The sequence below is a fragment of the Actinoallomurus sp. CA-142502 genome (assembly GCF_050936355.1).
Taxonomy (GTDB): domain Bacteria; phylum Actinomycetota; class Actinomycetes; order Streptosporangiales; family Streptosporangiaceae; genus Actinoallomurus; species Actinoallomurus iriomotensis.
Map to the genome: position 1 here is coordinate 9379732 of NZ_JBNJMY010000001.1, position 12990 is coordinate 9392721.

A 12990-nucleotide genomic window follows, 5' to 3' on the forward strand; every position below is an offset into this window, starting at 1 on the left:
CGGAAAGGCTTTCCGGTTATGCAACCAGAGGAGTGTGGTGACCGAGAACACCCCGTCGGCCGGACGCACGCCGCGCCGGCTGCGCGCCGACGCGCAGCGCAACGTCGACTCCCTGCTCGAAGCGGCGAAGACCGTGTTCGCCACCTCGGGAGTGGACGCCCCCGCGAAGGAGATCACCGATCTGGCCGGCGTCGGCGTCGGCACGCTGTACCGCCACTTTCCGCAGCGCTCGGACCTGGTCGCGGCCGTGCTCCAGCGCGGGATCGACGTCTGCGCCGAGGCGGGCCCGGCGCTGAGCGCCGCGCACGAGCCGGGCACGGCACTCATGAAGTGGCTCCACCGGTACACCGAGTTCGTCGGAACCAAACGAGGGCTCGCGTCGGCCCTGCACTCGGGCGATCCGGCGTTCGACGCCCTGCCCGGCTACTTCATGCGGCGGCTCGAACCCGTCCTCGGGGCGCTGCTCGACGCGGCGGCCGCGACCGGCGAGGTCCGCGCCGACGTCAGCGCGAAGGACCTCCTGCACGCCGTCGCCCTCCTGTGCCAGCCGGTACGCGGCGAGGGGCTCGACTACAACCAGCGCATGGTCGCCGTCCTCGTCGACGGACTGCGCCGAACCGCCGAACGGCGTGGAACGGTGGCCGCGCCGCCCCGGCCAGTGGAATGATCGTTAGGACGTACCACACCCGTTTTCGTGCCCGATGTCGCGATTCATAGGATGTGGTCAATCCTGCCCTTGACCTCGGAGGGGTTATGAGCATTGTCGGCACCCGCGTCGTGCGAACCGAGGATCCGCGCCTGCTCACCACCGGCGCGCAGTATCTCGAAGATCTCCGGCTGCCCGAACTCCAGGGCGCCGCGTACGCGACCTTCGTGCGCAGTCCGATGGCCCACGCGCGGATCACCGGCATCGACGTCTCCGCGGCACTCGACGAACCCGGCGTGGTCGCCGTGCTGACCGCGGACGACCTCGACGACATCCCGGAGTCGCCGCCCGGCCGGGAGCCGCTGCTCGCCAAGGACGTCGTGCGCTTCGTCGGCGAGCCGGTCGCGATCGTCCTCACCGAAGAGCACTACCAGGGTGAGGACGCCGCCGAGCTGGTCAGCGTCGACTACGACGAGCTGCCCGCCGTCGTCGGCGTCCAGCAGGCGCTCACCGACGAGACCCTGCTCTTCCCCGACAAGGGCACGAACGTCCTCAGCCGGGGAGGCGCCAAGGAGTTCGACGACGAGGCCTTCGCCGACTGTGAGGTCGTCGTCGAGCGCACCATCGTCAACCAGCGCGTGGCCGCGGCTCCGCTGGAGGTCCGCGCGGCCGCCGCCCGCTGGGCCGACGACCGGCTGACGCTCTGGTCCAGCACGCAGAACGTGCACGGGGTCAGGGACGAGCTGACCGGGAAGCTCGGCCTCGACAAGAAGGCGGTCCGCGTGATCGCCCCTGATGTCGGCGGCGGCTTCGGCGCCAAGATCGGCGCCGACCGGGAGACGGTCGTGGTCGGCTGGGCCGCGCGCCGCACCGGCCGGCCGGTCCGCTGGGTCGAGACGCGCAACGAGAACCTCATGGCCATGTCGCAGGGCCGCGCCCAGCTCCACACCATCACGATCGGCGGCAGCCGCGACGGCCGCGTCCAGGCCTACCGGCTCGACATCGTCCAGGACTGCGGCGGGTACGTCCGCATGGGCGGCATGCTGCCGCACCTGACGATGCTCATGGCCAGCGGCGTGTACGACCTGCCGCGCGTCGAGACGGCCTTCCGCAGCGTCGTGACCAACACGACGCCGATCGGCGCGTACCGCGGGGCCGGCCGCCCGGAGGCGACCGCCGCGATCGAGCGGGCGATGGACCTGTTCGCCGCCGAGATCGGCATGGACGCCGCCGAGGTACGCCGCCGCAACTTCGTCGCGCCCGACAAGTTCCCGTTCACTACGCCGACCGGGGCGACCTACGACACCGGCGAGTACGCCAAGGCGCTGGACACCGTGCTGGAGGCCGCGGGCTACGACGAGCTGCGCGCCGAGCAGCGGCGGCGCCGCGAGCGCGACGACCCGATCCAGCTCGGCATCGGCGTCTCGGCCTACGTGGAGATCACCGGAGGCGGCCCGGACGCCGGCGAGACCGCCCGGGTCTCGGTGCACCCCGACGGCACGGTCACCGTCTGGACCGGCAGCTCGCCGCACGGGCAGGGCCACGCGACCGCGTGGGCGATGCTCGTCCAGGACGAGCTCGGCATCCCGATGGACCGCATCACCGTACGGCACGGCGACACGGACGTGCTGACCGAAGGCGTCGGCACCTTCGGCTCCCGGTCCCTGCAGATCGGCGGCACCGCCGTACGGAACGCGGCCGTGGAGATCAAGGAGCGGGCGCGCGAGCTGGCCGCCGAGGAGATGGAGGCCGACCCGGCCGACCTCGTGCTGGACCTGGAGAGCGGCACGTGGACGGTACGCGGCGTGCCGGGCCGGGGCGTGCCCTGGGCGCAGCTCGCCGAGCGCGCCGGGCCGGAGGGGCTGTCCGCCGACACGACGTTCGCCACGGACCAGTCGACCTTCCCGTTCGGCGCGCACGTCGCGGTCGTCGAGGTCGACATGGAGACCGGCCGGCCACGGCTCGTACGGCACGTGTCCGTCGACGACGCCGGGCCGGTGGTCAACCCGATCCTCGCCGAGGGCCAGCGCCACGGGGGCATCGCCCAGGGCGCCGCGCAGGCCCTGTTCGAGGAGGTCTCCTACGACGAGTACGGCAACCCGGTGACCGCCACCCTGCTGGACTACACCTTCATCAGCGCCGCCGAGCTGCCGAGCTTCGAGCTGGTGCCGATGGAGACGCCCACGTCGGTGAACCCGCTGGGCGTGAAGGGCATCGGCGAGGCCGGGACCATCGGCTCCACCCCCGCCGTACAGAGCGCCGTCGTGGACGCGCTCGGCCACCTCGGGGTACGGCACATCGACATGCCCGCCTCACCCGAACGCGTCTGGACCGCGATCAACGAAGCGAGGACCGCCCAGTGAACGTGACGATCACTGTCAACGGCGAGAAGACCAGCCACGAGGTGGAGGACCGCACGCTGCTGGTCCACCACCTGCGGGACGTGGTCGGCCTCACCGCGACCAACGTCGGCTGCGACACCAGCACCTGCGGGGCGTGCACCGTGCTCGTCAACGGCGAGTCGGTCAAGTCGTGCACCGTGCTCGCGGCGCAGGTCGACGGCGACGAGGTACAGACCCTCGAAGGCCTGGCCGGCGAGAACGGCGAGCTCGACCCGATGCAGAGCGCCTTCCGGGAGCACCACGCCCTCCAGTGCGGATTCTGCACCCCCGGCATGGTGATGGCCGCGACGTCGCTGCTGCGCGAGAACCCGCACCCGACCGAGGAGGAGGTACGGGCCGCCCTCAAGGGCAACCTGTGCCGGTGCACCGGCTACCACAACATCGTCCAGGCGATCATGTCGGCCGCCGAGAGCGCGGAGGGTGCGCGATGATCCCCCCGAAGTTCGCCTACCGGCGCGCGGGCTCGGCGGAAGAGGCGGTGAGCCTCCTCGCCGAGTACGGCGACGAGGCCAAGATCCTCGCGGGCGGGCACTCGCTGCTGCCGCTGATGAAGCTGCGCCTCGCGCAGCCGGAGTTCCTCATCGACATCGGCCGCGTCCACGAGCTGTCCTACATCCGCGGCGAGGCCGACCACATCGCGGTCGGCGCGCTCACCCGGTACCACGACCTGGAGCACTCCGAGCTGCTCGCGGCGGAGCTGCCGCTGCTCGCGCACGCCTCGGGCAAGGTCGGCGACCCGCAGGTACGGCACCGCGGCACCATCGGCGGCTCGATCGCGCACGGTGAGTCCGCCTCGGACGTGCCGGCCGTCGTCCTGGCGCTGGACGGCACGCTGGTCGTGTCCGGCCCGTCGGGCGTACGGGAGATCCCGTCGAGCGAGTTCTTCCTGGGGCCGTTCGAGACGGTTCTGGAGCCCGACGAGCTGCTCACCGAGATCCGCCTGCCCCGTCCCGCGTCGCCGGGCTGGTCGTTCCAGAAGCTGACGAGCCGGGCCATCGACTGGGCCATCGTGGCGGTCGCGGTCCAGGGGTCGTCGGTCGGGCTGGTCAACATGGGCTCGACGCCGCTGCGGGCGACCGCGACGGAGCGGGCGCTGGCCGACGGCGCCTCGATCACGGACGCGGCGGCCCGGGCGGCCGAGGGCACCTCGCCGTTCGCCGACCGCAACGCGAGCCCGGAGTACCGCAAGCACCTGGCCCGCGTACTGGTCCGCCGCGGCCTGGAGGAGGCGGCCGGACGGGCGGGCTGATCAGAGCCAGTCGCGGCGCTTGAACAGCACGTACGCCACGATCGAGCCGAGCAGCATCAGGGCGAGGGCGAACGGATAGCCCGCCACCCAGTGCCGCTCCGGCATGTGCTCGAAGTTCATCCCGTACACCGTGCCGACGAACGTGGGGGCGAAAAAGATCGCCGCCCAGGCGGAGATCTTCTTGAGGTCCTCGTTCTGCGCGAAGCTGGCCTCGGTCAGGCGCTTGACCTCCTCGTTCTGCGCCTGGCCGATGAGCGTCGACTTGATGGTGAGCACGGTCCGGTAGAACTCGATCACGCCGTGGAGGTACTCCTGCTCGCCCTCGGCCAGGTCGCGCACGCGGGCGAGCCGGTCGGCCGCGTCGGCCACCAGCGGGCGCCCGGCCGGTGAGATCCCGGTGAGGGCCTGCATCCGGCCGTACGTCGCGGCGCCGAGCGCGCCCATGGTCCGTACGGCGAGCAGGCCGTGGCGGGCGCGGAACAGCTCGTTGAGGAACTCCTCGGGGTCGCCGACCTGCCCGCCCGTGACCCGCTGTTCGAGCCGCCAGACGTCCTTGGTGACGGTCTCGACGAACTCCTCCTGGGTGCGGATCATGGCCGAGACGATCGCGTGCGACAGCTCCCACGAGGAGGACGGGCGCAGGCGGCCCGCCCGTATCCGCCGCAGCACGGTGCCGGTCTCCCGCAGGGCCGCCTCCGGGGGCACCGCCGGGTTGACCGGGCCGTGCACGGTGACCAGATAGTTCCGGCCGACGAACTGGTCGAGCTCGACGTAGTGCACGTGGCCGCGCTCGCCGCGCTTGGGCGTGTGCAGGACGACGAAGACGTGGTCGGGATAGGCGTGCATCTTCGGCACCCGGTTGCGCTCGACGCACTCACGCACCGCCAGCGGGTGGAACCCGAACACCTCCGACAGCGCGTGGGCGGCGTCCTCGTCGCATGCCGGGATGTCGACCCAGACCAGCCCCTCCTCGCCGTGCACCAGCGCCGGCAGCTCCTCGGCGCGGCGATCCTCGACCCCGTCCGCGGTGACCAGGCGAACACGCATCCGCCTCACGCTCCTTCGACCCCCGCCGTGCCCCGTGTCCGATCATGCCAAGCATGTTCCGGTGTGCAGTAGGACGGGTCGGTGTGGCGTCCGGTTCACCGCTCCAGTTCGGCTCGTACGCCGAGCAGGCGCACCGGCCGGTCCGGGGTGAAGGCGTCGAGGGCGGCGAGCGCGGCCCGCTCGACCGCGTCCGTCTCGGCGGTCGGCATGGCCGGCGTCCGGCCGTGCGTCCGGGTCGTGAACGGCGCGTACCGCACTTTCACCACGACCCGGACGGCCCGGCGCCCGTCGGCGGCGACCTCCTCGGCGACGCGCCGCGCGAGCCGTGCCACCTCCGCGCGCACCTCGGTCCAGTCGTCGAGATCGCGCTGGTAGGTGGTCTCCCGGCCGCGCGAGCGCGGGACGTGCGGCGCGGCGCTCACCGGCGAGGAGTGCTCGCCCCGCGCGATCCGGACCAGCCACGGACCGGTCGCCGGGCCGAACCGGGCGGCCAGCGCGTCCGGCTCGGTCTCGGCGAGCCCCCGTACGGTGCCGATGCCCAGCGCGGCGAGCCGCCGGGCGGTCTTGCGCCCGATCCCCCACAGCGCGTCGGCCGGCCGGTCGCCGAGCACGTCGAGCCACGTGGCGCCGGTCAGCCGGAAGATCCCGCCGGGCTTGCCGAAGCCGGTGGCGACCTTGGCCTGGAGCTTGTTCTCCCCGATCCCGACGCTGCAGTCGAGGCCGGTCGCCGCGTGGACGCGGCGGCGGATCTCGCGAGCGTCGGCCTCCGGGTCGCCGGTGTCGACGGCCAGGAACGCCTCGTCCCAGCCGAGCACCTCGACGACCGCGTCGTACGCCCGCAGGACCGCCATCACCTCGGCGGACGCCGCCTCGTACACGGGCCGGTCGACCGGCAGGAACACCGCGCCGGGACACCGCCGCGCGGTCGTACGGAGGGGCAGCCCGGAGTGCACGCCGAACTCCCGCGCCTCATAGGAGGCCGTGCTGACCACGCCGCGCTTGGCCGGGTCGCCGTCGCCGCCGACGACGACCGGGAGGCCGCGCAGCTCCGGGCGGCGCAGCACCTCCACCGCGACCAGGAACTGGTCGAGGTCGACGTGCAACACCCACGGGGCCACACTCCATCTTCACCCGAGAGTGTCGACACTGACCTGCCACAGGCGCTCGGCCGCCTCGGGGTCCAGGGCGTGGGCCGCGACGCCGGAACGGGTGCCGGGCCGGTGGGGCTCGGCCTCATCGCAGTCCTCGAAGTAGCGCCCGCTCACCCCGTCGAGCAGCGGAGAGGCCGCGACCAGGACGGACGTCGCGGCGCCCTGCTCGGGGGTCTTCCACTTCGGGCCGCCGCCGCCCACCGCCGCGCGAAGCCGGTCGAGCTCCTCGTCGGTGACGTGACGCTGCAGGTTGGTGCGGATCCCGCCCGGCATCAGGGAGTTGACGGCGATGCCGTCCCCGGCCCAGCGCCGGGTCGCCTCCACCGCGAACAGGACGTTGGCCGTCTTGGACTGGCCGTACGCGGACCAGGGCTCGTACGGGCGCTCGCGGAAGTGGATGTCGTCGAACACGACCGCGGACCGCAGGTGCGCGCTGGAGCTGACGGACACGACCCGCGCGCCCCCGGCGGCGGCGAGCGCTTCGTGCAGGCCGGTGGCCAGGATGAAGTGGCCGAGATGGTTGGTGGCGAACTGCAGCTCCCAGCCCTCCGGCGTGCGGGTCTCCGGCGCGGCCATGACGCCGGCGTTGTTCACGAGGATGTGCAGCGGGCCCTCCCAGTCGGCGGTGAAGCGCCGCACGGAGGCCTGGTCGGCGAGGTCGAGGTCGGCGACCAGGACCTGCTTGTTGCCGGTGGTCGCGATGATGTCCTCGGCGGTGCGCTCTCCGGCCTCGCGCCTCCGGACCGCGATCGTGACCTCCGCGCCCGCGCCGGCCAGTGCCCGCGCGGTCTCCACGCCGATGCCGGACGCGCCGCCGGTGACGATGGCGCGGCGTCCGGTGAGGTCCACGCCGTCCAGCACCTCGGCGGCCGTGGAGGCGAAGCCGAAGGGCGTGGTGATACGTGTTGCCATGATTTTTCCGTCTCCCCGGGGTCCTGCGGTGCGCAGGTCCGGCCGGTAGGATGTGAACCGGAGGAACCTCCGAATGACTGCCACTTTAAGCGGAGGATCCTCCATTTACAAGTCTCGCGCCACCCGAGGAGGAGCCGTGCCACCCACCGGCCCCCGACCGCTGCGCGCCGACGCCCAACGCAACCGCGATCGTCTCCTCGACGCCGCCGCCCGCGCCTTCTCCCAGGCCGGCGGGGCGGAGGTCACCCTCGACGCGATCGCCAAGGACGCCGGCGTCGGCATCGGCACGCTGTACCGGCACTTCCCCACCCGCGAGGCTCTCGTGGAGGCCACCTATCGCAAGGAGCTCGCGCGCCTGTGCGACGCCACGTCGGAGCTGCTGGAGAGCCTGCCTCCCGACGAGGCGCTGCGCACCTGGATGGACCGCTTCGTCGACTACATGACCACCAAGCGCGGCATGGCCGACGCCCTGCGCGCCGTCATCGCCTCCGGCGGCAACCCGTTCTCCGAGAGCAAGGCCCGCCTGACGGAGGCCGTCACGACGCTGACGCGCGCCGGCGTCGACGCCGGCCGGGTACGGCCCGACGTCGACGCGGCCGACCTCGTGGCGAGTCTCGGCGGCGTCTCCCTGATGGCCGCCGAGCCCACTCAGCGCGAGCAGGCCGGCCGGATACTCGACCTGCTGATGGACGGCCTCCGCTACGGCGCGCGGGGCACGGCCGCCGAACCCGGCACGTAGCGCCTCACCCCTGACGGGCGAGGCACACGGCCGGCGCGCCAGGCGGCCCGGGACGGCCGCCGCCCGCACAAGAGCACGACCAAGCCCTGGACCGGCTCCGGCACGTACCGCGCCAGCCCTGGCATGGCCGGCGCGCCGGCGGCCGCCGCCCGCACAAGGTGCGCGACCAGCTCCTGTAGCGCGTCAGCCCTGGCGGGTGAAGCGCGCGGCGGGTGCGCCCGTCAGGCGGTCCGGGGGCAGGCGCCGTCCGCACAGGAGCACCGCCAGGTCCTGTGCGGCGCCGGTGACCGGTTCGCCCGACCCGTACGACCAGTCGATGTCGTCCGCGCGCAGTTCGACGCCGTTCAGGTCGACGCCGAACCACTTCAGGCCCCTTTCGCTCGCCAGGCCGTCCAGGACGAGGCGCAGGCGCTCCTCCGGGACCTTCCGGTCGAGGCCCAGCGGCACCGTGACGTCCAGCCCGTGGACGACGTCATGGGTGAGTGCCGCCCCGTACCCGCCGCGCGGTGGCTTCCACGGGTGTTCGGCGTTGTCCCGCAGCACGGCGGTCAGCTCTCCGGCCGACAGCGCGGCCGTGTCGCGGCGGGCGGCGCGGTCCAGCATCCGGTCGAAGCCGCCCCTCGCGCGTACGAGCCCGAAGATCACCTTCGGGGCCGAGTAGCGGAACGCCATCGTCATGTGCGCCACGACCTCGCGCACCCGCCAGCCCGCGCACAGGGAGTCGGCGTCCCACGCGTCGGCGGGGAGGCCCGCGAGCACGGCGGCCAGCTCACGGCGCTCCTCCGCGATCTGCTCCCGGATCTCGCTCATCGGTTCCCGGCCTCCCACGCCGCCACCACGCGCTTGGGGGCGCGGGTACGCCAGGCGAGTTCGACCAGCCGGCCGAGCAGGTCCACGTCCGCCTCGCCCAGGTCCAGCTCGACACCGATGACCTTGTCGAAGCGCCGTAGCTCGGTGAGCACCGGGTGTTCGGCGACCAGTGCAGGCACCTGCTCGGCCGGCACGGACAGGCCCGCGTGGCCGTTCGGCAGCATTCCGGCGAAGCCCTTGCGGCGCACCTTGAAGTCCACCAGCCGAAAGTGGGTCCCCTCCTCCGTCTCGGGGAGGGCGAGCGCCAGGCGGCGCAGATCGTCGAGGTCGGCCATTGCCGTCTCCTCCGTTCGTCGTCATGGTCTTCCGGTTCACCCCACCGACGAACGGCCCGGACGCGGGAGGACACCCTCAGGCCAGAATCTCGGTGAGCCGGCGGCCGAGGTAGCGCCGCTCGGTGTCGGTGGTGGTCAGTTCCAGCGCCGCGCGGTAGGCCGCCGCGGCCTCGTGTGTACGGCCGAGCCGGCGGAGCAGGTCGGCGCGGGTCGCGGGCAGCAGGTGGTAACCGGCCAGGGCGCCGGACTCGTCGAGCCGGTCCACCAGCGCCAGTCCCGCTTCCGGCCCGTGGGCCATGCCGACCGCCACCGCGCGGTTCAGCTCCACCACCGGGGTGGGCACGAACCGGGCGAGCCGCCCGTACAGGGCGGCGATCTGGGGCCAGTCGGTGTCGGCCGGGCCGGCGGCGGTGGCGTGGCAGGCGGCGATGGCGGCCTGTACCTGGTAGCGGCCCGGCGCCCCGCGCCCGAGCGCGCCGTCGAGCAGGGCCACGCCCTCCTCGATCCCGGCGGCGTCCCACCGGCGGCGGTCCTGGTCCTCCAGGGTCACCAGGTCGCCGGCGGCGTCGAGCCGGGCGGCGCGGCGGGCGTCGTGCAGCAGCATGAGGGCGAGCAGGCCAGCGGCCTCCGGCTCGTCCGGCATCAGCGTGGCCAGGACGCGGGCCAGCCGGATCGCCTCGGCGCCGAGGTCGGGACGCGTCAGGTCGGCGCCGGCCGTCGCGGAGTAACCCTCGTTGAACAGCAGGTACAGCACGGCCAGGACGGCGTGGAGGCGTTCGGGCAGCAGGTGTGCGGGAGGCACCCGGTACGGGATGCCGGCGTGGCGGATCTTCCGCCGGGCGCGTACGAGCCGCTTGGCCATCGTCGCCTCGCCGACGAGGAACGCGCGGGCGATCTCGGCGGTCGTCAGTCCGGCGAGGGTGCGCAGGGTGAGCGCGACGCGCGCCTCGGGCGCCAGCGCGGGATGACAGCAGGTGAACATCAGGCGCAGCCGGTCGTCGGGCACGCCGCCGTCGTCGGCGTCCTCGCCGGGTTCGGCCGGGGACAGGGCGGCGACCTCTCGCAGCTTGGCGGCGCCGATCGCCTCGCGGCGCAGCCGGTCGACGGCGCGGTTGCGCGCGGCCGTGGTCAGCCACGCGCCGGGCCGGCGCGGGATCCCGTCGCGCGGCCAGTGCCGCAGGGCTTGCGCGAAGGCGTCCTGCGCGCACTCTTCGGCGAGGTCCCAGTCGCCGGTGACCCGGATCAGGGTCGCGACGACCCGGCCCCACTCGTCGCGGAAGGCCCGGTCGACGGCGGCCTCGACCTCGGTCGTCACGGCTGCCGGACGGGCCGGACCTCGATGGTGCCGTAGGCCGCGGCCGGATGCCGGGCGGCGATCTCCAGCGCCTCGTCCAGGTCGGCGCAGTCGATCAGGCAGAACCCGCCGATCTGCTCCTTCGTCTCGGCGAACGGCCCGTCGGACAGCAGCACGGTGTCGTCGCGCACGCGTACGGTCTTGGCCTCGGACGGCGGCCGCAGCCCGGCCCCGTCGCGTACGACCCCCCGGCGCAGCATCTCCTCGCTCCAGCCGCCGCAGCCGTCGTCGGCGTGCTCGGCGGCGGACTCGTCACCGCAGATCAACAACAGGTACTTCACCGGATCCTCCTCATGCCGCGCTGCGGCTCATCCGCTCGCTACGGCGCGGTCGAGCAGCTCGTGAACCAGGCCGACGACCTCGTCGGGGGTGAACTCCATGGCGTTCTCGCCGACGCTGATCTCGAACGCGCACCGGCGCGGGTCCGGGAGTGAGCGCACGCGGGGGAACAGCTGCACGCCCGTCTCGGCGAGCAGCGCGGCCCCGGCCCGCTCGACCGCGTCCTTCGGCGCCGGCAGGTGGATGTGGAAGAGGGGCGTCTGCGGCGGCTCCGGGCACGTGCGGGCGGCACCGTCGGCGTTGACCGCCGCGGCGATGGCGAGCGCGTGCTCGCGGAAGACCGGCATGCGCGGCGGGATGGTGTCGAGGCCCGCGAGGGCGGTCAGCGCGAGCGGCCACGCGTCGGGAATCGAGCCGCCGAGGCGGGTGCGCCACACGTCCGCGGCGGCGATCGTGGCCGCGTCCGCGGCCAGGACCGCGCCTCGGGTGCCCTGAAGGCTCTTGTAGAGAGAGACGTACACCGTGTCGAACAGGCCGGCGATCTCCTCGAACGGGCGACGGTAGTAGGTCTGGGCCTCCCACAGGCGGGCGCCGTCCAGGTGAGCCGCCGCGCCGCCGGCCCTGGCGACCGTGACCTGCTCGGCGAGGTCGTCCCACTCGGGGAGCAGGCCGCCGAGGTCGCGCTGCGGCAGCTCCCAGAGCACCGCGGCGAGCGGCTCGCCGATCGCCGCGAGGTCGGCGGCGGTCATCAAGGTGTTCGGGTCCCCGGCGCGGTGGTACCAGAGGCCGTGCACGGCGTTGTAGCCCTGCCTCTCCCACTGGTCGAGGTGGCAGTGCGGGTGCGCGGCGAACCCACGGCGCCCGCTCCGCTCGGCATGCACCCGCAGCGCGACCTGCTGCGCCATCGTGCCGCTCGGGAAGAACAGCGCGGCCTCCTTGCCCAGCAGCGCGGCGAGGCGGCGTTCCAGCACCGCCATCGGGCCGTCGGGCCCGTCGGGCGGCGTGTCGGCGTCCACCAGGGCGAGCAGGCCTTCGAGCACGACGCGGGGCCGCCGGCGGATCGGCGCGTGCAGGAACAGCGACCGCCGGATCTCCGGAGTCGTCGCGGTCACCCCGGCCGCCTCAGGACTCGCGCCAGCGGGCGGGGGCCCCCGGCCAGGTCGGCGGGGCGGGCCACCGCGCGGCGGAGGCACCGCCGCGACCGGTGAGCCAGGCCAGCAGCTCGTGGCCCGGCGCGCTGATCTCCGGGCCGTCGCCGAGGCGTACGTCCACGTCGAGGTCGGTGGCGCGGACGCGGCCGGCGGCCAGGCCGCCGTCGAGCCGGATCGCCGCGAGCGTCTCGCCCAGTTCCCACCGCACGTACGCCGGCGACCAGTCGGTGTGGGTGTAGCCGAAGTCCAGGTCGACGTGGTGCGCCTCGACCTCACGCCAGCGGCGGTGCAGGACGTACCAGGCCGGATGCGTCCAGCCGGAACGGGCCGCGACCGTGGACCGCCACGCGGCCTCGGGCAGCGTGGCGGCCTGGAGGGCGAACCGCTCGACCGCGAGGCGGAGTTCGGCGCGCAGCTCGGTCGCGGGGCGGCCGGAGTTGGCCTCGACGCCGGCCTCGCGGACCCGGTCGTCCGGGTACTGCCGGATCATCGCCCCCGTCCGGGCCCATTCGAGCAGGTTCCAGCACGAGTCGGCGTTACGGGCGAGATGCGCGAGCACGTGCCCGCGGGTCCAGCCTGGCAGCCGCGACGGGGCACGCAGGTCGTCGTCGGTCAGCTCCGCCGCGGTCGCCGTCAGCCGCTTACTCGCGGCCTCGACCTCCGCCAGTGTCGCGCGTACATCCTCCATCGGCTCTCCTCCCGCCGGGCCCACCGGACCGAAGCATCGTCCCGCAGGGCACCGACAGCCCACCACCTCGGCCCACCGGACGGCGGCGTACGTCCGTTACTCAACCGTTACTTGTTACCGACTGGTCAAGCATCTCTGACTCAGTTAATTTACTGGTCAGTAACCTCCATGTGACCTGCTTCACACCCCTCCGGCACGCCGTCCCCTGCTCCCCCTCGCCCCCGGGA

General features: G+C 73.5%; 14 protein-coding genes. 5 read left to right on the top strand and 9 right to left on the bottom strand.

What is annotated here, in order from left to right:
* Positions 1–37: 37 nt before the first annotated feature.
* From ACQEV1_RS43750 to ACQEV1_RS43765, 4 genes are all read left to right on the top strand, one after another.
* A complete protein-coding gene (locus ACQEV1_RS43750) occupies positions 38–667 on the top strand; it encodes a TetR/AcrR family transcriptional regulator (RefSeq protein WP_285627243.1) in 630 nt (209 codons plus the stop codon).
* An 86-nt stretch (positions 668–753) separates the two neighbouring features.
* On the top strand, positions 754–3009 hold the full coding sequence (locus ACQEV1_RS43755) for a xanthine dehydrogenase family protein molybdopterin-binding subunit (RefSeq protein WP_285627241.1): 2256 nt from the start codon (positions 754–756) through the stop codon (positions 3007–3009).
* On the top strand, positions 3006–3479 hold the full coding sequence (locus ACQEV1_RS43760) for a (2Fe-2S)-binding protein (protein WP_285627238.1): 474 nt from the start codon (positions 3006–3008) through the stop codon (positions 3477–3479). The genes ACQEV1_RS43755 and ACQEV1_RS43760 overlap by 4 nt, the downstream gene beginning before the upstream one ends.
* Positions 3476–4297 (top strand): FAD binding domain-containing protein, encoded by an 822-nt coding sequence (locus ACQEV1_RS43765; protein WP_285627235.1) that lies wholly within the window; start codon positions 3476–3478, stop codon positions 4295–4297. The genes ACQEV1_RS43760 and ACQEV1_RS43765 overlap by 4 nt, the downstream gene beginning before the upstream one ends.
* On the opposite strand, the gene ACQEV1_RS43770 is transcribed toward ACQEV1_RS43765, so the two are convergent.
* From ACQEV1_RS43770 to ACQEV1_RS43780, 3 genes are all read right to left on the bottom strand, one after another.
* Positions 4298–5344, bottom strand: a complete 1047-nt coding sequence (locus ACQEV1_RS43770; RefSeq protein ID WP_433402855.1) for a magnesium transporter CorA family protein — start codon at positions 5342–5344, stop codon at positions 4298–4300. It lies immediately after the preceding gene.
* A 95-nt stretch (positions 5345–5439) separates the two neighbouring features.
* A complete protein-coding gene (locus tag ACQEV1_RS43775) occupies positions 5440–6450 on the bottom strand; it encodes a DNA polymerase IV (RefSeq protein ID WP_433402858.1) in 1011 nt (336 codons plus the stop codon).
* 21 nt (positions 6451–6471) lie between these two features.
* Positions 6472–7407, bottom strand: coding sequence for an SDR family NAD(P)-dependent oxidoreductase (locus ACQEV1_RS43780; RefSeq protein WP_433402861.1), 936 nt, complete (start codon positions 7405–7407; stop codon positions 6472–6474).
* Positions 7408–7543: 136 nt separating this feature from the next.
* On the opposite strand from ACQEV1_RS43780, the gene ACQEV1_RS43785 reads away from it, so the two are divergent.
* Complete coding sequence (locus tag ACQEV1_RS43785; RefSeq protein WP_285627223.1) at positions 7544–8146, top strand: TetR/AcrR family transcriptional regulator; 603 nt, start codon at positions 7544–7546, stop codon at positions 8144–8146.
* 183 nt (positions 8147–8329) lie between these two features.
* Here the strand turns inward: ACQEV1_RS43785 and ACQEV1_RS43790 are convergent, their stop codons facing one another.
* From ACQEV1_RS43790 to ACQEV1_RS43815, 6 genes are all read right to left on the bottom strand, one after another.
* The gene (locus ACQEV1_RS43790) at positions 8330–8956 is read right to left on the bottom strand and encodes a maleylpyruvate isomerase family mycothiol-dependent enzyme (RefSeq protein WP_433402864.1); all 627 of its coding nucleotides are present in this window, start codon (positions 8954–8956) and stop codon (positions 8330–8332) included.
* Positions 8953–9291: an MmcQ/YjbR family DNA-binding protein gene (locus tag ACQEV1_RS43795; protein WP_285583555.1), complete on the bottom strand. Its 339-nt coding sequence runs from the start codon at positions 9289–9291 to the stop codon at positions 8953–8955. Before ACQEV1_RS43795 ends, ACQEV1_RS43790 begins: the two co-directional genes overlap by 4 nt.
* 76 nt (positions 9292–9367) lie before the next feature.
* On the bottom strand, positions 9368–10606 hold the full coding sequence (locus ACQEV1_RS43800) for an RNA polymerase sigma factor (protein WP_433402867.1): 1239 nt from the start codon (positions 10604–10606) through the stop codon (positions 9368–9370).
* Positions 10603–10926, bottom strand: a complete 324-nt coding sequence (locus ACQEV1_RS43805) for a YciI family protein (RefSeq protein WP_285627214.1) — start codon at positions 10924–10926, stop codon at positions 10603–10605. Before ACQEV1_RS43805 ends, ACQEV1_RS43800 begins: the two co-directional genes overlap by 4 nt.
* Before the next feature lie 27 nt (positions 10927–10953).
* On the bottom strand, positions 10954–12036 hold the full coding sequence (locus ACQEV1_RS43810; RefSeq protein WP_433402869.1) for a threonine aldolase family protein: 1083 nt from the start codon (positions 12034–12036) through the stop codon (positions 10954–10956).
* Positions 12037–12046: 10 nt separating this feature from the next.
* Positions 12047–12763, bottom strand: a complete 717-nt coding sequence (locus tag ACQEV1_RS43815; protein ID WP_433402872.1) for a maleylpyruvate isomerase family mycothiol-dependent enzyme — start codon at positions 12761–12763, stop codon at positions 12047–12049.
* Between the last annotated feature and the right edge of the window lie 227 nt (positions 12764–12990).

What these genes read in the sequence shown, in the direction of transcription:
- ACQEV1_RS43755 (WP_285627241.1), top strand. Translation starts at nt 754, where the DNA reads ATGAGCATTGTCGGCACCCGCGTCGTGCGAACCGAGGATCCGCGCCTG.
- ACQEV1_RS43765 (WP_285627235.1), top strand. Translation starts at nt 3,476, where the DNA reads ATGATCCCCCCGAAGTTCGCCTACCGGCGCGCGGGCTCGGCGGAAGAG.
- ACQEV1_RS43770 (WP_433402855.1), bottom strand. Translation starts at nt 5,344, where the DNA reads ATGCGTGTTCGCCTGGTCACCGCGGACGGGGTCGAGGATCGCCGCGCC.
- ACQEV1_RS43780 (WP_433402861.1), bottom strand. Translation starts at nt 7,407, where the DNA reads ATGGCAACACGTATCACCACGCCCTTCGGCTTCGCCTCCACGGCCGCC.
- ACQEV1_RS43790 (WP_433402864.1), bottom strand. Translation starts at nt 8,956, where the DNA reads ATGAGCGAGATCCGGGAGCAGATCGCGGAGGAGCGCCGTGAGCTGGCC.
- ACQEV1_RS43795 (WP_285583555.1), bottom strand. Translation starts at nt 9,291, where the DNA reads ATGGCCGACCTCGACGATCTGCGCCGCCTGGCGCTCGCCCTCCCCGAG.
- ACQEV1_RS43815 (WP_433402872.1), bottom strand. Translation starts at nt 12,763, where the DNA reads ATGGAGGATGTACGCGCGACACTGGCGGAGGTCGAGGCCGCGAGTAAG.